This is a genomic window from Nocardia arizonensis (assembly GCF_001310275.1).
In the GTDB taxonomy this organism is placed as follows: domain Bacteria; phylum Actinomycetota; class Actinomycetes; order Mycobacteriales; family Mycobacteriaceae; genus Nocardia; species Nocardia arizonensis.
The window spans coordinates 96272-119114 of record NZ_LGYZ01000057.1 but is presented as its reverse complement, the minus strand read 5'-3'; the positions used below and the strand labels follow the sequence as shown (position 1 = coordinate 119114).

General features: G+C 69.2%; 23 protein-coding genes. 6 read left to right on the top strand and 17 right to left on the bottom strand.

From position 1 onward, the window contains the following. Positions 1-39: 39 nt before the first annotated feature. The 3 genes from APZ21_RS10855 to APZ21_RS10845 are packed head-to-tail and all read left to right on the top strand — an operon-like array spanning position 40 to position 2803. Positions 40-675 carry a precorrin-8X methylmutase gene (locus APZ21_RS10855; protein WP_054813201.1) on the top strand — a complete coding sequence of 212 codons (636 nt, stop codon included), beginning with the start codon at positions 40-42 and terminating at the stop codon, positions 673-675. Next, the gene (locus APZ21_RS10850; RefSeq protein WP_054813124.1) at positions 672-2207 is read left to right on the top strand and encodes a precorrin-2 C(20)-methyltransferase; all 1536 of its coding nucleotides are present in this window, start codon (positions 672-674) and stop codon (positions 2205-2207) included. The genes APZ21_RS10855 and APZ21_RS10850 overlap by 4 nt, the downstream gene beginning before the upstream one ends. A gap of 41 nt (positions 2208-2248) precedes the next feature. After that, the gene (locus APZ21_RS10845; protein WP_054813123.1) at positions 2249-2803 is read left to right on the top strand and encodes a PadR family transcriptional regulator; all 555 of its coding nucleotides are present in this window, start codon (positions 2249-2251) and stop codon (positions 2801-2803) included. On the opposite strand, the gene APZ21_RS10840 is transcribed toward APZ21_RS10845, so the two are convergent. The 4 genes from APZ21_RS10840 to APZ21_RS10825 form a co-directional block, all read right to left on the bottom strand. After that, positions 2746-3531, bottom strand: coding sequence for a cobalt-precorrin-6A reductase (locus tag APZ21_RS10840; RefSeq protein ID WP_054813200.1), 786 nt, complete (start codon positions 3529-3531; stop codon positions 2746-2748). The genes APZ21_RS10845 and APZ21_RS10840 overlap by 58 nt on opposite strands. Continuing rightward, on the bottom strand, positions 3528-4118 hold the full coding sequence (locus tag APZ21_RS10835; RefSeq protein WP_054813122.1) for a DUF8020 domain-containing protein: 591 nt from the start codon (positions 4116-4118) through the stop codon (positions 3528-3530). The genes APZ21_RS10840 and APZ21_RS10835 overlap by 4 nt, the downstream gene beginning before the upstream one ends. 116 nt (positions 4119-4234) lie before the next feature. Next, entirely contained in the window at positions 4235-5473 is a 1239-nt protein-coding gene (locus APZ21_RS10830) for a bifunctional cobalt-precorrin-7 (C(5))-methyltransferase/cobalt-precorrin-6B (C(15))-methyltransferase (protein ID WP_054813199.1), read from the bottom strand. Beyond that, positions 5470-6237, bottom strand: a complete 768-nt coding sequence (locus tag APZ21_RS10825) for a decaprenylphospho-beta-D-erythro-pentofuranosid-2-ulose 2-reductase (protein WP_054813121.1) — start codon at positions 6235-6237, stop codon at positions 5470-5472. Before APZ21_RS10825 ends, APZ21_RS10830 begins: the two co-directional genes overlap by 4 nt. 82 nt (positions 6238-6319) lie before the next feature. On the opposite strand from APZ21_RS10825, the gene APZ21_RS10820 reads away from it, so the two are divergent. After that, a complete protein-coding gene (locus tag APZ21_RS10820; protein ID WP_054813120.1) occupies positions 6320-6718 on the top strand; it encodes a PPOX class F420-dependent oxidoreductase in 399 nt (132 codons plus the stop codon). A 3-nt stretch (positions 6719-6721) separates the two neighbouring features. On the opposite strand, the gene APZ21_RS10815 is transcribed toward APZ21_RS10820, so the two are convergent. Next, positions 6722-7849: a M24 family metallopeptidase gene (locus APZ21_RS10815; RefSeq protein WP_054813119.1), complete on the bottom strand. Its 1128-nt coding sequence runs from the start codon at positions 7847-7849 to the stop codon at positions 6722-6724. Between the two features lie 101 nt (positions 7850-7950). Between APZ21_RS10815 and APZ21_RS10810 the strand changes: the two genes are divergently transcribed. Beyond that, positions 7951-8916, top strand: coding sequence for a 5'-3' exonuclease (locus APZ21_RS10810; RefSeq protein WP_054813118.1), 966 nt, complete (start codon positions 7951-7953; stop codon positions 8914-8916). Positions 8917-8994: 78 nt separating this feature from the next. On the opposite strand, the gene APZ21_RS10805 is transcribed toward APZ21_RS10810, so the two are convergent. From APZ21_RS10805 to APZ21_RS10775, 7 genes are all read right to left on the bottom strand, one after another. Then, positions 8995-9681 (bottom strand): DUF4333 domain-containing protein, encoded by a 687-nt coding sequence (locus tag APZ21_RS10805; RefSeq protein ID WP_054813117.1) that lies wholly within the window; start codon positions 9679-9681, stop codon positions 8995-8997. 139 nt (positions 9682-9820) lie between these two features. Then, positions 9821-12517, bottom strand: coding sequence for a DEAD/DEAH box helicase (locus tag APZ21_RS10800; RefSeq protein ID WP_054813116.1), 2697 nt, complete (start codon positions 12515-12517; stop codon positions 9821-9823). Between the two features lie 92 nt (positions 12518-12609). Beyond that, entirely contained in the window at positions 12610-13551 is a 942-nt protein-coding gene (gene tatC, locus APZ21_RS10795) for a twin-arginine translocase subunit TatC (protein WP_054813115.1), read from the bottom strand. A 123-nt stretch (positions 13552-13674) separates the two neighbouring features. Then, a complete protein-coding gene (gene tatA, locus APZ21_RS10790; RefSeq protein WP_054813114.1) occupies positions 13675-13938 on the bottom strand; it encodes a Sec-independent protein translocase subunit TatA in 264 nt (87 codons plus the stop codon). A gap of 33 nt (positions 13939-13971) precedes the next feature. Then, a complete protein-coding gene (locus APZ21_RS10785; protein WP_054813113.1) occupies positions 13972-15042 on the bottom strand; it encodes a 2-dehydropantoate 2-reductase in 1071 nt (356 codons plus the stop codon). Continuing rightward, complete coding sequence (locus tag APZ21_RS10780; RefSeq protein ID WP_054813112.1) at positions 15042-16016, bottom strand: helix-turn-helix transcriptional regulator; 975 nt, start codon at positions 16014-16016, stop codon at positions 15042-15044. Before APZ21_RS10780 ends, APZ21_RS10785 begins: the two co-directional genes overlap by 1 nt. Further along, positions 16013-17008 carry a helix-turn-helix transcriptional regulator gene (locus APZ21_RS10775; protein WP_174553552.1) on the bottom strand — a complete coding sequence of 332 codons (996 nt, stop codon included), beginning with the start codon at positions 17006-17008 and terminating at the stop codon, positions 16013-16015. The genes APZ21_RS10780 and APZ21_RS10775 overlap by 4 nt, the downstream gene beginning before the upstream one ends. A 79-nt stretch (positions 17009-17087) precedes the next feature. On the opposite strand from APZ21_RS10775, the gene APZ21_RS10770 reads away from it, so the two are divergent. Beyond that, entirely contained in the window at positions 17088-17384 is a 297-nt protein-coding gene (locus tag APZ21_RS10770; protein WP_054813111.1) for an MTH1187 family thiamine-binding protein, read from the top strand. 62 nt (positions 17385-17446) lie between these two features. On the opposite strand, the gene pafA is transcribed toward APZ21_RS10770, so the two are convergent. The 5 genes from pafA to dop form a co-directional block, all read right to left on the bottom strand. Continuing rightward, on the bottom strand, positions 17447-18805 hold the full coding sequence (gene pafA / locus APZ21_RS10765; RefSeq protein ID WP_204249081.1) for a Pup--protein ligase: 1359 nt from the start codon (positions 18803-18805) through the stop codon (positions 17447-17449). Between the two features lie 219 nt (positions 18806-19024). After that, on the bottom strand, positions 19025-19795 hold the full coding sequence (gene prcA, locus APZ21_RS10760) for a proteasome subunit alpha (RefSeq protein ID WP_054813109.1): 771 nt from the start codon (positions 19793-19795) through the stop codon (positions 19025-19027). Further along, complete coding sequence (gene prcB, locus APZ21_RS10755; protein ID WP_054813197.1) at positions 19792-20640, bottom strand: proteasome subunit beta; 849 nt, start codon at positions 20638-20640, stop codon at positions 19792-19794. The genes prcA and prcB overlap by 4 nt, the downstream gene beginning before the upstream one ends. Before the next feature lie 14 nt (positions 20641-20654). Next, positions 20655-20849 (bottom strand): ubiquitin-like protein Pup, encoded by a 195-nt coding sequence (locus APZ21_RS10750; protein WP_054813108.1) that lies wholly within the window; start codon positions 20847-20849, stop codon positions 20655-20657. A gap of 242 nt (positions 20850-21091) precedes the next feature. Further along, positions 21092-22591, bottom strand: a complete 1500-nt coding sequence (dop, locus tag APZ21_RS10745; RefSeq protein ID WP_054813196.1) for a depupylase/deamidase Dop — start codon at positions 22589-22591, stop codon at positions 21092-21094. Between the last annotated feature and the right edge of the window lie 252 nt (positions 22592-22843).

Genomic DNA, 22843 nt, shown 5'->3' with positions numbered 1-22843 from the left:
GCCGTCACCGGGCGGCGGTGCGCTCTTAGTGTGGTCGGCATGTCCGACGTGCGTGCCAGTTACCTCACCGACGGCGCCGAGATCTACCGGCGTTCGTTCGCCACGATCCGCGCCGAGGCCGATCTCGATCGGTTCCCCGAGGATGTCTCGCGCGTCGTGGTGCGCATGATCCACGGCTGCGGACAGGTCGACCTGGCGGGCGATATCGCCTACTCCCCCGGCGTGGTCGCCGCCGCCCGCGCCGCGCTGCGCGCGGGCGCGCCGATCCTGTGCGACGCGAACATGGTCGCCGCCGGGGTGACCCGCACACGTCTGCCGTCGGACAACGAGGTGCTCTGCACGCTCGCCGACCCCCGCGTGCCGGAATTGGCCGCGGCGGCGGGCACGACGCGGTCGGCGGCGGCGCTGGAACTGTGGCGCGACCGCCTCGGCGGCGCGGTGGTCGCCATCGGCAATGCCCCGACGGCGCTGTTCCACCTGCTGGACATGCTCGACGCGGGCGCCCCGCGCCCGGCCGCGATTCTGGGCATCCCGGTCGGCTTCATCGGTGCGGCCGAATCCAAGGACGCGCTGATCGGTTACGCCGGCGTGGACTATCTGACGGTGCGCGGCAGGCGGGGCGGCAGCGCCATCACCGCCTCGGCGCTGAACGCGATCGCGAGCGAAGCGGAATGACCGACGGCGTGAATCCCGGCAAACTGTGGGGCGTCGGACTCGGGCCGGGCGACCCGGAGTTGGTGACGGTCAAGGCCGCCAGGGTCATCGAGGCCGCCGACGTGATCGCCTTCCACAGCGCGCGCCACGGCCGCAGCATCTCGCGCGGCATCGCCGCGCCCTATATGCGCGCGGGCCAACTCGAGGAACATCTGATCTATCCGGTGACCACGGAGAGCACCGACCACCCCGGCGGCTATCAGGGCGCGATCGAGGAGTTCTACGAGGAGTCGGCGGCCAGGCTGGCCGAGCATCTGGCCGCCGGGCGGTCGGTGGCCCTGCTGGCCGCGGGCGACCCGCTGTTCTACAGCTCCTACATGCACATGCACCGCAGGCTCGCGGACCGGTTCGAAGCCGAGATCATTCCCGGCGTCACCTCGGTCAGCGCCGCCTCCGCCGCACTGGGCACCCCGCTGGTCGAGGGTGAGCAGGTGCTGACCGTGCTGCCCGGCACGATGCCCGCCGAGGAACTGACCCGGCGACTGCGCGACACCGAGGCCGCGGCGATCATGAAACTCGGCCGCACCTATCCCACCGTGCGGCGCGCGCTCGCCGACGCCGGACGGCTCGAGGACGCCTACTACGTCGAGCGCGCGAGCACCACCCGGCAGCGGGTATCGCGGGCCGCCGACGTCGACGACGCGCGGGTACCCTACTTCGCCATCACACTCGTCCCCGGTCCGGCGCCGACCACGCCGCTGCCGCTGTCCGACCGCGCCGAATCCCGAACCGCCGAGGCACGGACCGCCGTCGGCGAGGTTGTCGTGGTGGGACTCGGTCCGGGACAGTCGGATTGGACCACCCCGGAGGTGCGCCGCGCCCTCGCGGAGGCCACCGATCTGGTCGGCTACACCACTTATATCGACCGGGTTCCTACGCGGCCGGGGCAGCGGCGGCACGCCAGCGACAACAGGGTCGAATCCGAGCGGGCGACCATGGCGCTGGATCTCGCCGCGCGCGGAGCCAAGGTCGCGGTGGTCTCCTCCGGGGATCCGGGCGTGTTCGCCATGGCCGCGGCCGTACTGGAGGAGGCCGCGCAGCCGGCCTGGCGCGAGGTGCCGGTGCGGGTGCTACCCGGGATGACCGCAGCCAACGCGGTGGCGAGCCGGGTCGGCGCACCGCTCGGGCACGACTACGCGGTGATCTCGCTGTCGGACCGGCTCAAGCCGTGGGATGTCGTGGCGGGGCGACTCGCCGCGGTGGCGGCGGCCGATATGGCCATCGCGATCTACAATCCGGCCTCCTCGCAGCGCACCTGGCAGGTGGGGGCCATGCGCGATCTGCTGCTCGACCACCGCAAACCGGATACCCCGGTGGTGATCGGACGTGATGTCGGCGGCCCGACCGAATCGGTGTGCGTGGTCCGGCTGGCCGATCTCGACCCGGCCGAGGTCGATATGCGCACTTTGCTCATCGTCGGCGCGTCCACCACCGCCGCGATCGACACCGCCCACGGCGTCCGCGTCTACACCTCGCGGCGGTACACGCGCTGAGGGTACAGTCGTCTCGCGGACCGATCCGCTAATATTCCACTATGGAACGTGAGAATACGGCACACGGAACACTGCCGGAGCAGCGCAGCAAGCCGTTGAATTCCACGGCCGCTTCCCTGCTCGGCTTCCTACACGAAGGGGATATGTCCGGCTGGGATCTGGTGAACCTGGCCCAGGAACGCATCGGCGACTTCTGGACCATCACGCAGAGCCAGGTCTACCGGGAACTCGCCGCCATGGACGCCGCGGGCTTGGTGGAGAAGGGGCAGGCGGGCGCGCGCGACCGCACCCCGTACCGCATCACCGACGCCGGACGCGAGACCTTCGCCGAATGGATCGCCCGCGATCCCGGCGGTGAGACCATCCGGGTCCCGCTACTGCTCACCCTGTCCTTCGGCGACCACCTCGACCCCGATCACCTCGACCGCATCATCGCCGCCAACCGGGAAATCCACCGCCACCGCCTCGCGGGCTACGAATCCGAGGACTGCGAGGCACTGCCCCCACACCAGCGCGCGACGCTGGAATTCGGGATCGGTTACGAACGCGCGGTTCTGGCCTGGTTCGACCGGCTGCCCGGCCTGCTGTCGCGCTGAGCGCGCAACCACCGCATGGCTTCGGCCGTCGACGCGACCGCCGTCACACCGGGCGGCGGCGCGGGCCGGTCGACCACGAGGACCGGCACGCCCGCGATCCGGGCGGCGACGATCTTGGCCTCGGTCGCCTCGCCACCGCTGTCCTTGGTCACCAGCACGTCGACACGATGCCGCGACATCACCAGCAGTTCCGCGTCGACGCTGAAAGGCCCTCGGGCGAGCAGCAATTCGTGATGCGACGGCAGCGGCGGGTCGGGCGGCTCGATCGATCGGATCAGGAACCACTGCCGGTCCAGATCGGCGAAGGCGCCGACGCCCTGGCGGCCGATGGTGAGGAAGACCCGTGCGCCGAGGGCGGGCAGGACCCGAGCGGCGCCCTCGAGGTCGGGCACCCGAGTCCAGCTGTCGCCGGCCCGCTGGGTCCAAGCGGGCCGCAAGAGCCGCAACAGCGGAATACCGCGCGCGGCGGCGGCCACGGCGGCGTGGGTACTCATGGTCGCGGCGAAGGGATGAGTGGCGTCGACGACGGCGGCGACATCGTTGGCCGCCAACCAGTTCACGAGCCCGTCGACACCGCCGAAACCGCCGACGCGCACCTGCCCGGCGGGCAGTACGGGATCGCGGACACGACCGGCGAGCGAGGAGACGATGTCGAATCCCCGCTCGCCGGAGGTCAGTCGGGCCAGATCCCGCGCTTCGCGGGTGCCGCCCAGGATCAGAATTCTCAGGGCTGGCCGCTGAAGTAGGCGATACCGGCGTTGATCAGGTTCGGGCCGCCCGCGATGAGCAGGCCGATCAGCGCGCCCACCGGCAGACCGATGCCGAAGAAGAAGAACCCGATGATCCCGCCGATGACCGCGCCGAGCGAGGCGCGCTGCAACTCGGCGAAGAACCACTCCTGCGAGGAGATGGCCTGCGCGTGGGCCGCCACCGCGTCGGCGGTGGGGGTGGCGGCGGGGGTCAGGGTCAACTGCCGGGCCGACGGATCGATGGTGGCGGCGATGGCGATCAGCTGGTCGCCGACCCGCGCCTGCAACGGAATCGAGGTGACGAGCTGCCCGTCGGCGTTCTTGACCGACACGGACTTGCCATCGGAGTCGAGGCTGAACGCGCCGCCGGTGACGGCCGCGACGATCGACTTGTCGACCAACTGCACCGCGTAGTTGACGCCCTGATCCGTGCCCTGGACGGCGGGGGCGGCCTGGTTCTGCACGGCAGGCGCGGGCACGGTCGGAGCCGCACCGGCGGTACCGGCGGCGATACCGGTGGCGGCGACCGCCATCAGAGCGGTGGCGGCGAACTTCTTGTACTTCATCGAACTCCCCAATAGGAACCACAGATCCGTCGATACGGATCTCGGCCACCGACCCTACCGCGCCCTTCCGGCGGAATCACCCTCCTCGAGACCGCGACGGCCGGTCAGGACCGGGTTCATTTCCGCACCACCCACTGCGTAACGGGCAGGTGCGGCCGCCAGGTTGTGAAGCCGCCCAACGGTTCGCCCCGATAGATCTGGAATCTGCGCAGCGCACCGCCGTGTGTCCGCGCCGATTCCAGCAGCATCGCCTCCGATTCCGCGGTCACCGCATTCGCCACCAGACGCGCGCCGTGGCGCATATGAGACCAGCATGTCTCGATCAGGCCATCGACGGTAAGGCCGCCGCCGACGAAAATCGCGTCGGGCGAGGTCGATTCGCGGGGCAGCCCGGCCAAATCCTCCGGCACCGAGCCCCGCACGACGACCTGCGGCACCCCAAGCGCGGCGGCATTCGCGGCGATCTGCCGCCGTCGCGCGTCGAGGCGTTCGAAACTCACCGCCCGGCAGGCGGGATGGGTACGGCACCATTCGATGGCTATCGTGCCCGAACCACCGCCGATATCCCAGAGCAGTTCACCGGGCGCGGGCGCGAGCGCGGCGAGGGTGAGCGCGCGGACCTCGGCCTTGGTGAGCTGTCCGTCGCCACCGTAACTCTCATCGGGCAGACCGGGCAGCCGGGTCAGCCGCATCGCACCGGCATCGGCCACGCAGTCGAGCGCCACGATGGTGAGCGGATCACCCGGCTCTCGACGCCAGTCCCGCGCGCGTCCGTACACGATCCGCTCCCGCGGACCACCAAGCTGTTCCAGCACGGTGATGGTGGAATCGCCGAAACCGTTGTCGCGCAACAGCGCCGCGATCGCCGCCGGGCCGGTCTCGTCCGGGGCGAGCACGAGGAGCCTGCGGCGGTCCGACAGTTCGGGCAGCACGGCCGCGACCGGTCTGCCCACCGCGCTCACCACCGGCGTCTCCGCCAGCGGCCAGCCGAGCCGCGCGCAGGCCAGCGAGGCCGAAGACGGTTGCGGCAACACCCGCAGAGCGTCCGCGCCGAACAGGCGCGCCAGGGTGACGCCGATGCCGTAGAACATGGGATCGCCGCTGGCCAGCACCGCGATCCGCGATCCCGACTCGCGTGCGAACAGCTCCGGCAGCGCGGGCAGCAGCGGCGACGGCCAGCACTCGCGGCGGCCCGCCACCTCGGCGGGGAGCAGGTCGAGCTGGCGGCGCGACCCGAAGATCACCGCGCGGGAGGCGATCTCGGCGGCGGCGGCGGGTGCGAGTCCGTCCCAGCCATCCGCGCCGATCCCCACCACCGCGATCGGCGGGCCCGACCACGATGCCGAACCCGTCACCGCGGCATCCGCCGCCACAACCACCGCGGGGCGAACCGCACGGCGGCGTAGATCGGCCGGAACAGCCACGGTACCCAGACCACGCCCGCGCACGTGCGCAGACCGCGCACCACCGCGTCGGCGACCTGGGCGGGCGTACTCGACAGCGGCGCCGGTTCCATCCCCTCGGTCATCCGGCCGATCACGAATCCGGGACGCATGAGCAGCAGATGGACGCCGCTGCCGTGCAGGGCGTCGGCGAGCCCGGTGGCGAAGCCGTCCAACCCGGCCTTGGCCGACCCGTAGACGTAGTTCGCGCGGCGCACCCGCACACCCGCCACCGAGCCGAAGACCACGATGTGCCCGCCACGGCGGGCGCGCATGAGGGTCGCCAGAGTGGTCAGGACACTGATCTGGGCGACGTAGTCGGTGTGCACCACCGCCAGCGCGTGCGCCGGATCCTGTTCGGCGCGAGCCTGCTCCCCGAGTATCCCGAAGGCGAGCACCGCGACGCCGAACCCGCCGTATTCGGCGTCGAGCTTGTCGAACAACGCCGGATGCGACGCGGTGTCGTCGGCGTCGAATTCCACCGTGTGCACGGCCGCCGCCCCGGCGGCCGCCAGTTCGGCGACCGATTCGCTCAGCGAACCGCCCGGCCGCGCGGCCAGCACCACGACCCGTCCCGGCGCGAGCCGCCGCGCCACCTCGAGGCCGATCTCGCTGCGTCCGCCGAGCACCAGCACCGGGCCGTCGGCGATGCCGCGCCCACCACCTCGCAATCCCATGCGCCCAGTCTGTCATTCCCGCCGGTCGCCACCCGAACGGGCCACACTCGGGCGGCCCTAACCGGACCGCTACCGTCGACGGATGCCAACCGGAACCGCGCAACTCAGTCCCGCCGCGATCGACTTCGTGACCGAACGCCACCTCGCGACCCTGACCACCCTGCGCGCCGACGGCACGCCGCACGTCGTGGCGGTGGGCTTCACCTGGGACCCCGAGGCGGGACTGGCCCGGATCATCACCAACGACGGGTCGGTGAAGGTGCGCAACGCGCGCCGGTACGGATACGCGGCGGTCAGCCAGGTCGACGGCGTGCGCTGGCTGACCCTGGAGGGACCGGCCACCGTCCTCGACGATCCGCACAGCGTCGCCGAGGCCGAGCGTCGATACGCGGGACGCTACCGGGTGCCGCGCGAGAACCCGACCCGGGTCGTGATCGCCATCCGGGTCGAGCGTGTGATGTCCAGCCGGACCCTGCGCTGAGGGTCAGAGCACCGTCAGGCCGTGTGGCCGGGTGTTCATCGATTCGCAGCCGTCCGCGGTGACCACAACGATGTCCTCGATGCGCGCACCCCATTCGCCGCGGAAGTAGACGCCGGGCTCGATACTGAAGGCCATCCCCGGGCGCAGCGTGAGATCGCTGCCCGCGACGATATAGGGCTCCTCGTGCACCGACAGTCCGATGCCGTGACCGGTGCGGTGCACGAAGGCGTCACCGAATCCGGCCTCGGTCAACACATCTCGGGCGGCGGCGTCGACGGATTCGGCGCTGACCCCGGGTCGCACGGCGGCGACGGCCGCGGCCTGCGCGCGTTCGAGGATCGCGCAGCGCTCGGCGATATCGGCCGCGGGCTCGCCGAGGACGTAGGTGCGAGTCGAATCGGAGAAGTAGCCCGGCGGCACCGGCCCGCCGATATCGATCACCACCACGTCGCCGGATTCGATGACCCGGTCCGAGACCTCGTGGTGCGGATCGGCCCCGTGCGGTCCGCTGCCGACGATGACGAATTCCGCCGCGGTGTGCCCCTCGGCCACGATGGCCGCCGCGATATCCGAGCCGACCTCTGCCTCGGTGCGCCCGACGCGCAAGAACTCGCCCATGCGGGCGTGTACCCGGTCGATCGCCGCGCCCGCCCGCCGCAGCGCGTCGATCTCGGCGGCGTCCTTGACCATGCGCAATTCGCGCAGCACCGGGGTCGCCGAGACCGGCAGTCCGCTGAAGGATGTCGCCAGCGGTATGAGGTGCAGCGCGGGCATGGCGTCGGCCACGGCCACCCGCGATCCGGCGTGCAGTGTCGATTTCACGAGTTGGTACGGGTCCACCCCGTCCACCCAGTCGAGCACCGAGAGGCCGAGTTCACCGGCCGCCGAGCCCGCGAGCCCGGCCAGTTCCAGCTTCGGGATCACCACCGACGGTGTCGCGCCGTCGGCGGTGATCACCAGACAGGTCAGCCGTTCGAAGGACTGCGCCGCCGATCCGATCAGGTAGCGCAGATCGGGACCCGGTGTGATGAGCAGGGCATCCAGATGTGCGGCCCGCATCAACTCCACCGCACGCTCGAGCCGCTCTCCGTACACATCCGCCGCGAACCTGGACTCCGTGTGCGCACTCATAGTGTCCGACGTTACCCGGCGCGGCGCGCCCTTGAATCGGAACGACTGGTCCGTTCTTCGACCTCCCCGCGCTGTCGGCACGTGCGGGTAGCCTCTGGCGCGTGACCTCTGCGACTTCCGCGGCGCCCCTGCTGCTGCTCGACGGGGCCAGTCTGTGGTTCCGCGCGTTCTTCGCCATCCCCGACAAGATCACCGCACCGGACGGGCGCTCGGTGAACGCGTTGCGCGGCTTCACCGATATGGTCGCCGCGCTCATCACCCGGCACAATCCCCGCCGCCTGGTCGTCTGCCTCGACCTGGACTGGCGTCCGCGCTACCGCGTCGACCTGGTGCCCTCCTACAAGGCGCACCGGCTCGCCACCCAACCGGGCGCGGCCGAGGGCGCGGAGGAGGTACCCGACAAGCTGACCCCGCAGGTCGACATGATCCTCGAGGTGCTCGCCGCCGCGGGCATCGCCACCGGCGGCGCGCGGGGGCTCGAGGCCGACGATGTGCTCGGCACCCTCGCCGACCGGGAGCGCACCGATCCGGTCGTGGTCGTCAGCGGCGATCGCGATCTGCTGCAACTGGTACGCGACGAGCCGCACCCGCCGGTGCGCGTGCTCTACGCGGGCCGCGGTCTGGCCAAGGCCGAACTCTTCGGCCCGGCGGACGTGGCCTCGAAATACGGTGTGCCCGTGGCGAACGCGGGCCCCGGCTACGCGGATCTGGCCACCCTGCGCGGCGACGCCTCCGACGGTCTGCCCGGCGTCGCGGGCATCGGCGAGAAGTCCGCCGCCACCCTGATCTCGCGCTTCGGTTCGCTCGAGGCGCTGGTGGCCGCCGTGGACGATCCTGAATCGGAACTGGCCGCGGGGGTGCGCGCCAAACTCCGTGCCGCCGAGGACTATCTGAAGGCGGCCGCCCCGGTGGTGCGCGTGGTGCGCGACGCCGAGGTGGAACTGTCCCGCCCGGATCTGCTGCCCGCCGCACCCGCCGATCCGGCCCGCCTGCGGCAGTTGGCCGTCGACTACAACGCCGAGAGCCCGATCACCCGACTGATCGCCGCACTCGCGAGCACCGTCTGATCGGCGGAAACGCAGACCGCCGGATGTCTCGCGCGACGCGAGACATCCGGCGGCGGAATTCCGGCGAGACGAGCGGAATCAGCTCGGACGGCCGACCTCGTAGGTGCCGTTGTCATTGGTGATCTTGATATTGACCTTCTTCTGCTCACCACTCACCTTGAGCGTGCATTCGAATGTGGCGTCCACCTTGACCTCCTGACCCGACGGGCAGGAGACATCGGCGACGTCCTGGATGCCGTAGGAGTCGGTGAGCACCTTCTTGACACCGTTCTGCACGGCGGCCTGATCCAGCTTGTCCTTGGAGGTCAGCACGACGACCAGCGCGACGACCGCACCGATCACCAATACGGCGAGCACGGCGAGACCGATGAACAGGCCCTTGCCCTTACCGCCGGACGGCGGGGTGGGTTGCGGCTGCCCCTGACCCCACTGCTGCTGGGGCTGCTGGCCCCACTGCGGCTGGGACTGGCCCCACTGCTGCTGAGGCTGCTGACCCCACTGCGGCTGGGACTGGCCCCACTGCTGCTGAGGCTGCGCACCGGTTTGCGGCTGGCCCCACTGCGGCTGACCACCGGTCTGCGGCTGCCCCCACTGCTGTGGCTGACCGCCCCACTGCTGGGTCGGCTGCGCCTGGGACGGATTGCTCTGCGGCGCGCCCCACTGCTGGGTCGGCCCCGCCCCGCCGGGGGTCTGCTGTCCGCCGCTCCACACCTGCGTGGGATCGTTGCGTCCGTCCCCATCGTTCGGTCCGTACGGGCCGCTCATCTGCTTGCCTCCACTCGCATCGTTACTTCACACGGTAGCCCCCCGACGGCGTGTCGTCGCACTCCCCGCCCCGGCAATGCCGCGTGCGACTCCTCCACCACGGTCGGTACGCGAAGAAATCAAATCACAAGTGAATCGTCTACGCGGCGTCCACCGCAACGACACCCCGTCGAATGGCCCGAACCGCTTTGGCCGCGGTCGCGGCAACCTCGACGTCGTCGGCCGTGGAATGGATCTGATCGAGCAGGTCTATCACCTGTCGGCACCACCGGACGAAGTCACCCGCGGATAGCGGCGAGCCCTGATCGCCGCTGGCCAGCAACGATTCGGCCAACCCGTCGCCGCGCGCCCATTTGTAGATGCCCGCGACGAAGCCGAGATCGGGTTCTCGGGTGGGGGCCAACTTGTGCCTGATCTCGTCGGTGCGCAGCTGACTCCACACCCCCATCGTCGCGCCGACCGCGCGGCGGATCGGTTCGGTGGGACCACCTGCCCCCAGATATCCGCCCTCCTGGCGCGATTCGTAGACCAATGTGGACACCACGCCCGCCAACTCGGCCGGGCCGAGCCCCCGCCACAGTCCCTGCCGAAGGCATTCGGCCACCAGCAGATCGCTTTCGGTGTAGATCCGCGCCAACCGACGCCCGTCCGCGGTGACCTCGCCGCCGTCGACGAATCCGCGCTCCTCGAGCAGCCCGAGAATCCGGTCGAAGGTGCGTGCCAGCGAGTTCGTGGTGGCGGCAACTCTCTGGCGCATGGCCTCGGTCTCGCGCAGCAGCCGGTTGTAGCGTTCCCCGACGCGACTCATCTGCTCCCGGTCGGGCCGGGTGTGCGCCGGATGGGAGCGCAGACTGCGCCGCAGCGTGGCCAGTTCGCGATCGTCGGCCGCGCCCGAACGCTTGCCCCGGCGCTGGCGACCCGGCGGCGAGATGCCGGTGTCGCGCAGTGCCGAGGCCAGATCGCGCCGGGTGCGCGCGGTGCGGTGGTCGACCCGGCGCGGCAAACGCATATGTCCGAGCGCCTCGGCGGGCACCGGGAAATCGGCCACCGAAACCCGGCCCGCCCACTTGTCCTCGGTGAGCACCAGCGGACGCGGATCGCCCGGCGTGGCGTCCGGCTCCAGGATCACCGCGAGCCCGGCCCGGCGGCCCGACGGAATCGCCACCACGTCGCCGCGGCGCAGCGCCGTCAGCGCGCTCACCGCCGCACCGCGCCGATCCGACCGGGTCTGCTGCTCCAACTGCCGCTCGCGCTGCTTGATCCGCTCGCGCAGCGAAATGTATTCCAGGAAGCCGCCTTCGGCGTCGCCGAGCTGACCGCGCAATTTGCGCAGCTGCCCCTCGTTTCGTTCGATGCCGCGCACCAACCCCACCACCGAACGGTCCGCCTGGAACTGCGCGAACGACCGTTCCAGCAGGGCGCGCGATTCGACCGCGCCCATGCGGTCGATGAGATTGATGGACATGTTGTAGCCCGGCTTGAAGGAACTGCGCAACGGATAGGTGCGGGTGGAGGCCAGACCGGCGACGGCGCTGGTGTCCACTTCCGGCTGCCACAGCACCACCGCGTGGCCCTCGACATCGATGCCGCGGCGGCCGGCGCGACCGGTGAGCTGGGTGTACTCCCCCGGGGTCAGCTCCGCGTGCGACTCGCCGTTGAACTTCACCAGCCGCTCCAGCACCACCGTGCGCGCGGGCATGTTGATGCCGAGAGCCAGGGTCTCGGTGGCGAAGACGGCGCGCACGAGTCCGCGCACGAACAGTTCCTCGACGGTGTGGCGGAAGGCGGGCAGCATGCCCGCGTGGTGCGAGGCGAGTCCGCGGTGCAGCGCCTCGCGCCAATCCCAGTACCCGAGCACCTCGAGATCGCCCTTGGGCAGATCGCCGGTGTGCCGCTCGATGACCTCATCGATCTGCGCCGCGTCCTCGGCCCGGCTCAGATCCAGCCGCGACCGCAGGCACTGGGCGAGCGCGCCGTCGCAGCCCGCCCGGCTGAAGATGAAGGTGATGGCGGGCAGCAGCCCTTCCTCGTCGAGTTTGGCCAGCACCTCGGGACGCGGCAGCGGCCGGAAGTCGCGCCGCGGGCCGCCGCGCCCGCGCGAGCCGAAGCCGTTCATGCGGTCGGCGGCCTCGCGGTGCTTGATGTAGCGCACCAGATCCTCGTCCACGAGCACCCTCTGCTCACTGGAATCGCTGTCGAACAGGTCGAACATGCGCCGCCCGACCATGACGTGCTGCCACAGCGGCACCGGCCGCGTCTCGTCGACCACGACAGCGGTGTTGCCGCGCACGGTTTCCATCCACGCGCCGAACTCCTCGGCGTTGCTGACCGTCGCCGACAGGCTGACCAGCCGCACATCGGCGGGCAGATGCAGGATGACCTCCTCCCACACCGCGCCGCGGAACCGGTCGGCCAGATAGTGCACCTCGTCCATGACGACGAACGACAGTCCGCGCAGCGCGTCGGAGGAGGCGTAGAGCATATTTCGCAGCACCTCGGTGGTCATCACGACCACGGGCGCGTCGGGATTGATCGATTGGTCCCCGGTGAGCAGACCGACGCTGTCGCGTCCGTAGCGCTCGGTGAGATCGGCGAACTTCTGGTTCGACAGCGCCTTGATCGGCGTCGTGTAGAAGCATTTCCCGCCCGCGGCCAGTGCCAGATGTACCGCGAACTCCCCGACTACGGTCTTACCCGCACCCGTGGGCGCGCATACCAACACCCCGTGCCCGTCCTCGAGCGCCGCACACGCTTCCCGCTGGAACGGATCGAGGGTGAATTTCAGCGCTGCGGAGAATTCGGCCAACTCGCCTGTTCGCGACCGATCAAGTGTCACTTGTCAGAGAGTATCCGAGTACTCCGACACGGGTCGCCCAGATTTCCGACGGGCGTGACGGCGAACGCGGCGCGTCACGCCGCGCCCGCGGGTCAGAGGGTGTCCGAGTAGTCCGCTCGCCCGGATTTCACGCCGGATTCCGACATCGTCTCGCTGAGATCGAGTGGTTCGGCCCGGTCGATCTCGGATGCCTCGTCGTCGTGCAGCGCGGTCTCGGCCTCGCGCTTGGCCCGGCGACGATCGTTGAATCGGGCGAACTGGACGGCGACTTCGAACAGGACCGTGAGCGCGCAGGCCAGGGCGAGCATCGAGAAGGGGTCCTGGGGGGTGACCACGGCCGCGAAGACGAACAGGCCGAAGATGAGGCCGCGCCGCCACGCCTTGAGGCGCGCGTAGGTGAGCACGCCGACGAGGTTCAAACCGATGATTACCAGCGGCGTCTCGAAGCTGACGCCGAAGATGATCAGCAACTGGATGATGAACCCGAAGTACTGCGACCCGCTCAGCGCGGTGATCTGCACGTTGTCGCCGATGGTCAGCAGGAATTGCAGGGCGTGCGCGACCACGACGTACGCCAGCACCGCGCCGGTGGCGAACAGCAGCGATCCCGAGGTGACGAATCCCACCGCGTAGCGGCGTTCCTTGGCGTACAGGCCCGGGGTGATGAACGCCCACAGCTGATACAGCCAGATCGGGGCGGCCAGCACCACGCCCGCGGTGAAACCGACCTTCAACCGCAGCATGAACTGTTCGAACGGCGCGGTGGCCAGCAGGCGGCAGGCGCCGTCGGCGCTCAGTGTCGCGCGAGCCTCCGGCGGCAGCGAGCAGTAGGGCCCGGTCAGCAGGTCACCGAGGCTCTCGAGCCCGAAGAACGTATGCGAATACCACAGGAATCCGATGATGGTCGTGAGGAAGATGGCGGCCAGCGACTTCAGCAGTCTGCTGCGCAGTTCCTGGAGATGTTCGACCAACGACATGGTGCCGTCGGGATTCGTCCTGCGCCTGCTGTGCCGAGGATCGAACGGGATTCGCATAGGTAGATGTGCCCCTGAGTATGAACGCCGCGTATGAACGCCGCGCGCCGCGACGGTGCCACTTCAGGCCGAACAGCGCTGATCGGGGTGAGCCGAACTCACCCCGATGGGATCGAAGGGGAATCAGGCAGACTTCTGCTCGGCCTGCGGCTGCGCCTGCGCGGTCGCCGACTGGCCGGTGGGAAGCTGCTGCGGCGCGGGCTGCTGTGCGGGAGCCGCGGCCGTGGAAGGAGTCTCCTCCTTCTGCATCTGATTCATCTCGCTCTTGAAGATCCGCAGCGAACGACCGAGACCGCGCGCGGCATCCGGCAGGCGCTTCGCACCGAAGAGCACCACGAACAGCAACGCGATGATCAGCAGGTGCGTCCAGCTGAACGTGCCTGACATCTATACCTCCCAAGACTGTGGTCTGTTTCGATGCTACCGGACACCCCGTCGGCGAATGGCCCGGTCAGTCCGCGTTCTTCCGCCGTTCAGGTGCCGGGCGGCACGCAACTGCTCGAGAAGTTCGGGTCCGGTCCAGGTCCGACGGTCGCCCTGTTCGGCCGCCACGATCAATTCGACGAGCCGCTGGTTCACCGGGGTGGACATGCCGACCATGGCGCCGAGTTCCACGATTTCGCCGCAGAGCCATGAGATTTCGGTCTTGCGGCCCGATGCCAGATCGTCGGCCATGGACGATCGCGCCAGCGGATCGATGGCCAGTACCTTACCCGCGACCCGGCGGAACAGCGCGTCGGGAACGGTCAGCAGCCGGGTCATCAGTTTCGGGGGCAGCGGCGTCAGACGTGCGGGCCGAATTCGCGCTCTGTTCATGACAGCGAGCGCCTCGCCCTGTGTCATGGCAAGGCATCGGCGGTAGTTCCGGTCCGCGAGTTCCTCGCGCAGCGGACGCCCGGACAGCGCGTTGATCGGGTTGTTCAGATTCAGCAGGAGCTTGGCCCACTGCACCGGAAGCAGGTCGGGATAGCGGCGCAGCGTCGACCCCGCGCGGTCGAAAAGCCGCGCGACCTCGGTGAGCGCCGCGTCGTCCGCCACCGCGATACCGCCCTCGGTACCGCGGTGGAATCGCCCGCCCGGATGACGCACGACATTGAACATGACCATTCCCGCCAGTACCACGCGGTTGGGCAGGATCTCCCGGATCACCGCGTCGTTGCCGATGCCGTTCTGGAGGCTGATGACCAAGGCGTCGGGCTTGGTCCGGCCAACCAGTTCGCGCGCCGCCGCCGCGGTGGCGGCCGATTTCACGGTGACAAGTATCAGGTCGGCGGCCTCGACATCGGCGTCGGCCGTCGCGGTGGCGGTGTGGAAGCGGCCGGGCTCGACCGACACCGATGCGCCGTCCAAGTCCGTCAGTCGCAGGCCGTTGGCGGTGATCTCGTCGAGCACTCGGGGCCGCCCGACGAAGGTGACCCGCGCGCCCGCGCTCGCGAGCAGACCGCCCACGTAGACGCCGATGCTGCCCGCGCCGAGAACCACGACGTTCATCAGATGTCGAGCCCGCTCTCCGAATACGCCGCCAATGCCGCGTCGGAACGCTCCAACACGGCGGCGATGAGTTCGGGCGGGCCGAGTGCGGTCACCCCGGACCCGAATCCGAGCAGCAGCCGCGCCATCCAATCCAAGGTAGCGAAGCGCATGGTGGCCTCGAGGCTCCCGTCGGCGTTCACCGCGAGCCTGTTCATCGGGTACTGGTCGAGCACCCAGCCGTAGTCGGCGCGAATCCGCAGTCGTGCCACGGGGACCGCGGGATCGTCCTGGAACAGGTCGAGTCCGGCCGCGACCGAGGTCGCGTGACTCGGCGGACGCGCGGGCTCGTCGAGTTCGGTGGCGGCTTCGATCCGATCGAACCGGAACAGCCGCGCGCCTTCCGCCTGGCGGCACCAGCCCTGTAGGTAGCTGTTGTTGTCCACCATCACGGTGCGGATCGGGTCGACGATGCGTTCGGAGACCACGTCACGGCTGGCCGAGTAGTAGACCAGCCGCAGCGCACGCCCGCGGGCCAGCGCCGATCGCACGGTCGCCACCGCGGGGGCCTCGACCGGCGGCAGCGGACCAGCGCCCGCCTCGGGCGCGGCCGCGTCGACGCCCGCGATGGCCGATTCGATCTTGGCGATGGCCGCGTGGGCGGCGGTCGGATCGACCATTCCCGGCATTTCCACGATCGAGCGCAGGGCCACCAGCAGCGCAGTCGCCTCGGTGGAGGTCAGGCGCAGCGGGCGGTCGATGCCCGCGGAGAAGGTGACCTCGATGCTCTCCTCGGAGAACGACAGGTCGATCAGGTCGCCTGGCCCGTATCCGGGCAGACCGCACATCCACAGCTGATTCAGGTCGCTCATCAACTGTTTGGTGGTCACCCCGAGGTCGGCGGCGGCCTCGGCCGCGCTGATCCCCGGATTGGCGATGAAGTACGGGATCATGTTCAGCAACCGCGACAGCCGCACCGACAGTCTGCTGCTCACAGCGCGACCTCCGTATGCTCGCGCACCGACCGCAGGCGCGCGACGACGTCGACGCGCAGTTCCTCCGGTTCCATTACCAGTGCGTCGGCGCCGAGTCCGGTGATCAGCCGCGCCACCCAGTCCCAGGAGCGCACCGGCAGTTCGACCACGACCCCGGAGCGGCCGCCGATTACCCGGTCCCCGACCGCCTTGCCCAGCCTGCGCAGATCGCGCCCGCGCCCGTCGGCTACCCAGACCGTCGCCGAACCGGTCACCGGCGCGCTGCTGGTGGCGCGGTCCACGACCGACCGCAGATCGACACCCGCCGGTTTACGCACGGCGTTGACCCGACCGTAGGCGGTGATGTCGTCGCCGATGCGCGAGAGTCGGAAACTGCGCACGGCGTCGCGGTCGCGATCGTGGCCGACCAGATACCAGCGGCCGTGCCGGGTCACCACGCCCCACGGTTCCACATCGCGCATGAGGTAGGGCGCGTTGACCGCGCCCCGGTGTTCGAAGCGCACCGCCTGACCCGCGTCGATCGCCGCGAGGAGCTTACCGAGCACCGGTTCCGATCCGCGGGTGCGCGCGGGCACGGCGGGCACCGAGGCCACCGCGGCGTCGGTCTCGACGTGCACCCCCGCCGCCCGTAGTTTCAGCAGCGCGCCCTCGGCCGCCGCCGCGAGTTCGGGCGACTCCCACATCTGCACCGCCACCGCGACCGCCGCCGCCTCCTCGTCGGACAGATCGATATCGGGCAGTTCGTAGGCGTCGCGATTGATACGGTAGCCCTCGACGGTCGAGTACCGGCTGACCTGCCCCACCTCCAGCGGAATGCCCAGATCGCGCAGTTCGTTCTTGTCGCGCTCGAACATCCGGCTGAATGCCTCGTCACTCGCGGAGTCCTCGTAGCCCGCGACGCTGTCCCGAATCCGCTCCGCCGTCAAGAACTGACGGGTCGACAGCAGCGCGATGACCAGATTCATCAGCCGCTCGACCTTGGATATCGCCACCCGATAGAGGGTAATCTGCGCTGCGCGCCGTGTGCGCGGCGGCGCGCGATTCATCCGCCCTATCCCGAGGGAGACCCCGATGCTCGTCGCCTTCTCCGTGACCCCGCTCGGCACCGGCGTCGACGTGGGCCGCGCCGTCGCCGAGGCCGTTCGCGTGGTCCGCGCCAGCGGACTGCCCAATCGCACCGACGCCATGTTCACCACGGTGGAGGGCGAATGGGACGAGGTCATGGCGGTGATCAAGGAGGCGACAGACGCGATCCTCACGGTCGCGCCGCGATGCAGTCTCGTGCTCAAGGCCGATATCCGCCCCGGCGTGACCGATGCCATGAACGCCAAGGTGGAAACGGTCGAGCGCTACCTCGCCGAGGACTGATTCCCGGTCGGAAGCGGGTGAGCCGCCCACCGGCGGGTGAGCGGCTCACGGTGCCATGCGCTCTACATCGAGGCGATCAGACGGTCGACCCGTTCGTCGACCGAGCGGAACGGGTCCTTGCACAGCACGGTGCGCTGCGCCTGGTCGTTCAACTTCAGGTGCACCCAGTCGACGGTGAAATCGCGGCCCGCCTCCTGCGCCGCGGTGATGAAATCGCCGCGCAGTTTGGCCCGGGTGGTCTGCGGCGGGGTGTCGACCGCCGCGTCAACGGCCTCGTCCTCGGTGATCCGCTTGGCCAGCCCCTTGCGCTGGAGCAGGTCGAAGACGCCGCGGCCGCGCTTGATGTCGTGATAGGCCAGATCCAGCTGGGCGATCTTGGGATCGGACAGCTCCATGTTGTAGCGGTCCTGGTAGCGCTGGAACAGCTTGCGCTTGATGATCCAGTCGATCTCGGTGTCGACCTTGGCGAAATCCTGCGCCTCCACCGCGTCCAGTGTGCGCCCCCACAGGTCGACGACCTGGTCTATCTGTGGATCGCGGTCCCGGTTGCGCAGATGCTCGACGGCGCGGGCGTAGTACTCGCGCTGGATGTCGAGTGCGCTGGCCTGCCGCCCGCCCGCCAGCCGCACCGGACGGCGGCCGGTGAGATCGTGGCTGACCTCGCGGATCGCCCGGATGGGGTTGTCCAGCGCGAAATCGCGGAACGCCACGCCCGCCTCGATCATCTCGAGCACCAGCGCCGCGGTGCCGACCTTGAGCATCGTCGTTGGCTCGGCCATATTCGAATCGCCGACGATGACGTGCAGTCGACGATATTTCTCGGCGTCGGCGTGCGGTTCGTCGCGCGTGTTGATGATCGGACGCGAACGGGTGGTCGCCGAGGAGACGCCCTCCCAGATGTGTTCGGCCCGCTGCGACAGGCAGAAGGTGGCCGCCTTGGGCGTCTGGAGCACCTTTCCGGCGCCGCAGATCAACTGTCTGGTCACCAGGAACGGCAGCAGAACATCGGAGATCCGGGAGAACTCGCCCGCGCGCACCACGAGGAAATTCTCGTGGCAGCCGTAGGAGTTGCCCGCCGAATCGGTGTTGTTCTTGAACAGGTAGATATCGCCGCCGATACCTTCCTCGGCCAGCCGCTGTTCGGCGTCGATCAGCAATTCCTCCAGCACCCGCTCACCCGCGCGATCGTGGGTGACCAGCTGATGCAGGTTGTCGCATTCGGCCGTGGCGTATTCCGGATGCGAGCCGACGTCGAGGTACAGCCGAGCACCGTTGCGAAGGAATACGTTAGAGCTACGGCCCCAGGACACGACCCGGCGGAAAAGGTACCGGGCTACCTCGTCGGGGGACAGCCGACGGTGACCGTGGAAGGTGCATGTCACACCGAACTCGGTCTCGATCCCCATAATTCGTCGCTGCACATCATCGACATTACAACCAACGGACGCCCCCGCGTGGCGCTGCGGACAACACCGACGCATACGTCTTCACAACGATTTGGCGCGATTTGTCCGTTTCCACGGGGCGGCGCCAGGTGAGAGCCGCCCCGCGACTTCTCGGCGACAGCACGAAAATTATGCGGCGAGCCCGCGTCGGGAGCGGTAATTCCACCGTGCTCCCCACGCGGGCCCGAAGGGTTTCTACTCGGACGCGGACGTTTCGTCCCCGGCCCCGGCGGACTCGGCATCGGATGCCTCGCCGCCTTCGGCGGTCTGGTCGAGCAGCCGCTGCAACTGCTCGTGCGCGATGCGCCGGAAGGCCCGCCGCGGCCGCGCCTGCTCCAGGGTGGCGACCTCGAGCGAGGCGACCCCGAGCGTGCGCTTGTCGGTGTCGGGAATACCCGCCTGCAACGCCTTCACCGCGATGCCGAGCGCCGCGGCCAGGTTCAGACCCGCCGCGTAGGACGACTTCAGCGCGGTCGTGATGGGTTCGGTCGTGCCGCCCATCACCACGAATTCGCGTTCGTCCACGATGGAGCCGTCGAAGGTGATCCGGTAGAGCACCGACGGCGCGGACTGCTCGGGATAGCCGACCTCGGCGATGCACAGCTCGACCTCGTAGGGCTTGAGCTGATCGGTGAAGATCGACCCGAGCGTCTGCGCGTAGGCGTTGGCCAGCGCCCGGCCGGACACATCACGCCGGTCGTACTGGTATCCGCGCAGGTCGGCCTGGAGGATGCCGCCGCGGCGCAGATTCTCGAACTCGTTGTACTTGCCCACGGCCGCGAACCCGACGCGGTCGTAGAGTTCACTCACCTTGTGCAGCGTGGCGGAGGGATTCTCCGCGACGAACAGCACACCCTTGTCGTACACCAGCACGATGACGCTGCGACCACGAGCGATGCCCTTGCGCGCGAGCTCGGTCTTGTCGCGCATGATCTGCTCGGCCGACGCGTAGTACGGCAGCGTCATGCGGGGGCACTCCCTTCTTCGGCGGCCTCCCGGTCGGCGACGATCGCGCGGGTGATCTCCTCGAGCCTCGCCTCGGTGACCTCCTCGGCGCCGTCCGCGGTGATGAGCACCGCCGTCGGGTAGATACCGCGCACCAGATCCGGTCCGCCGGTGGCGGTGTCGTCGTCGGCGGCGTCGAACAGCGACTCGACGGCGATGCGCAGCGCGCGCGTCTCATCGATTCCCTTGGCGTACAACTTCTTCAGCGACGTCTTGGCGAACATCGAGCCCGAGCCGACGGCGGTGTAGCCGAATCGCTCCTCGCTGCGGCCGCCGACCACGTCGTAGGAGATGATCCGGCCCGCCCGATCGGGATCGGTGGCGTGCTGGTCGTAGCCGACCAGAACCGGGACCACCGCCAGGCCCTGCAATGCCGCGGGCAGGTTGTCACGCACCATCTTCGACAGCTTGTTGGCCTTGCCGTCGAAGGTGAGCGAGATGCCCTCGATCTTCTCGTAGTGCTCCAACTCCACGGCGAACAGCCGCACCATCTCCACGGCCATGCCCGCGGTGCCCGCGATGCCCGCGGCCGAGAAGGTATCGGTGATGTACACCTTTTCCATATCCCTGCTGGCCAGCAGATTGCCCTGGGTGGCCCGCCGGTCGCCCGCGATCAGCACGCCGCCGCGGAAGCTCACCGCCACGATGGTGGTGCCGTGCGGGGCGACCTCCTTCGCGGCGGTGCCGCCGGAAACTCCGGCGGCACCGTCGATAGCGGCGAACCTGTTGCCCGGCAACAGTTCCGGTGCGTGTGAGCGCAGGTGCTCGGTGAAGGACGAGAGTGCGTACCCCGGTTGGAGACGCATCGGATCACCCGCGGTCACTGGCCACCCTTCTGCACGTACGCGCGGACGAAGTCCTCGGCGTTCTCCTCGAGCACGTCATCGATCTCGTCGAGCAGGTCGTCGGTGTCCTCGGCCAGTTTCTCGCGACGTTCCTGACCGGCGGCGTCGACGCCTTCCTGACCCTCGTCCTCGTCGCCGCCCCCGGCGCGCTTGGTCTGCTCTTGTGCCATGGCAGCCGACCTCCCTCTGTTCGATGGGCGGCGCTGCCGGGCCCTACGCGGTTACGCAGGCTCTCGCCTCCGGGTCCGCCTCGCGCCGCCGTGTTCTCATCATGATCGGAGCCCAAGTATGAGCACGACTCCGATCATGAGCAATGTGCGTGCTCGTACAACAACCCTACCCAGCACGGCCGAGGCGATGGCGGATCTGTGTCGAAATCGCCGCGACGGCCGCGTCGTCGCCGGGTGGATCGTCACTGGGTGAGTTGTTCCACGAGTTCGGCGGCGGTGTCGACCCCGTCGAGCAGCTTGCCGACATGCGATTTGGTGCCGCGGCGCGGTTCCAGAGTGGGAATTCGCACCAGCGAGTCGCCGCCGAGGTCGAAGATCACCGAATCCCAGCTCGCGGCCGCGATATCCGCGCCGAAGCGGCGCAGGCACTCGCCGCGGAAGTACGCGCGGGTATCGGTGGGCGGGGTGGTCATGGCCTCGAGTACCTGCTGTTCAGTAATCAGCCGCTTCATCGACCCGCGGGCCACCAGGCGGTTGTAGAGGCCCTTGTCCAGGCGCACATCGGAGTACTGGAGGTCCATCAGATGGAGTTTCGGCGCGGCCCAGCCGAGACCCTCACGATTGCGCATTCCCTCGAGCAGTCGCAGTTTGGCGGTCCAGTCCAGCAGGTTCGCCGTCTCCATGGGATCGCGTTCGAGCAGGTCGAGCACCATCGCCCAATTGTCGAGGATGTCACGGGCGCGCGGGTCGTCGTTGCCCTCGCGGTCCATGAACTTGGCCGCGCGCTCGTGGTAGAGCCGTTGCAGTGCCAGGCCGGTCAGCTCGCGGCCGTCGGCGAGTGCGACAGCGGTCCGCAGGGTCGGATCGTGGCTGATCTGGTGCACCGCGGTGACCGGACGGGCCAGTTGCAGGTCCGACAGGTCTTCCCCCGCCTCGATCAGGTCGAGGACCAGCGCGGCGGTGCCGACCTTGAGGTAGGTCGACATCTCGGCGAGGTTGGCGTCGCCGATGATGACATGCAGCCTGCGGTACTTGTCGGCGTCGGCGTGCGGTTCGTCGCGGGTGTTGATGATGCCGCGCTTGAGGGTGGTCTCCAGACCGACCTCGACCTCGATGTAGTCGGCGCGCTGCGACAGCTGGAAACCGGCCTGGTCACCGGACTGCCCGATGCCCACCCGCCCGGAACCGGTGATGACCTGGCGGGAGACGAAGAACGGCGTCAGCCCGACAATGATCTGGTTGAACGGGGTGTCACGGCTCATCAGGTAGTTCTCGTGGGTGCCATAGGAGGCGCCTTTGCCGTCGACATTGTTCTTGTACAGCTGCAACCGCGGCGCGCCTGGGACGCTCGAGGCGTGCCGTGCGGCGGCCTCCATGACCCGCTCGCCGGCCTTGTCCCAGATCACCGCGTCCAGCGGGTCGGTGACCTCGGGGGCCGAGTACTCGGGATGCGCGTGGTCGACGTAGAGCCGCGCGCCATTGGTGAGGATCATATTGGCCGCGCCCACCTCGTCGGCGTCGATCACCGGCGCCGGGCCGCTCATGCGGCTCAGGTCGAATCCGCGCGCGTCCCGCAGCGGTGATTCCACCTCGTAGTCCCAGCGCGTCCGCTTCGCCCGCGGCACGCCCTCGGCGGCGGCGTACGCGAGCACCGCCTGGGTGGAGGTGAGGATCGGGTTGGCCGTCGGCTCCGTGGGGGTCGAGATGCCGTATTCGACCTCTATTCCGATGATGCGCTGCATACCACCGAGCCTAGGCGACCGGTGCGGTGTCATACCGAGGGTGGTACTCCGCGCGATCCGGGCGTGCCGGGCCGGAACCCACAGTCGTCGACCGATCGTCGCCACGGCCGCACCCGTGGTCGAGCCGGTTCGAACGCCGACCCGTTCGATGGTCGCGACACACCGGAGTAACCGGGAGCTCGTTCGCATTCGGATCGGGGACGCCCGGCCGAACACGAGTAGCGCGGTACTCGTGATCGGCACGCGCCGGGC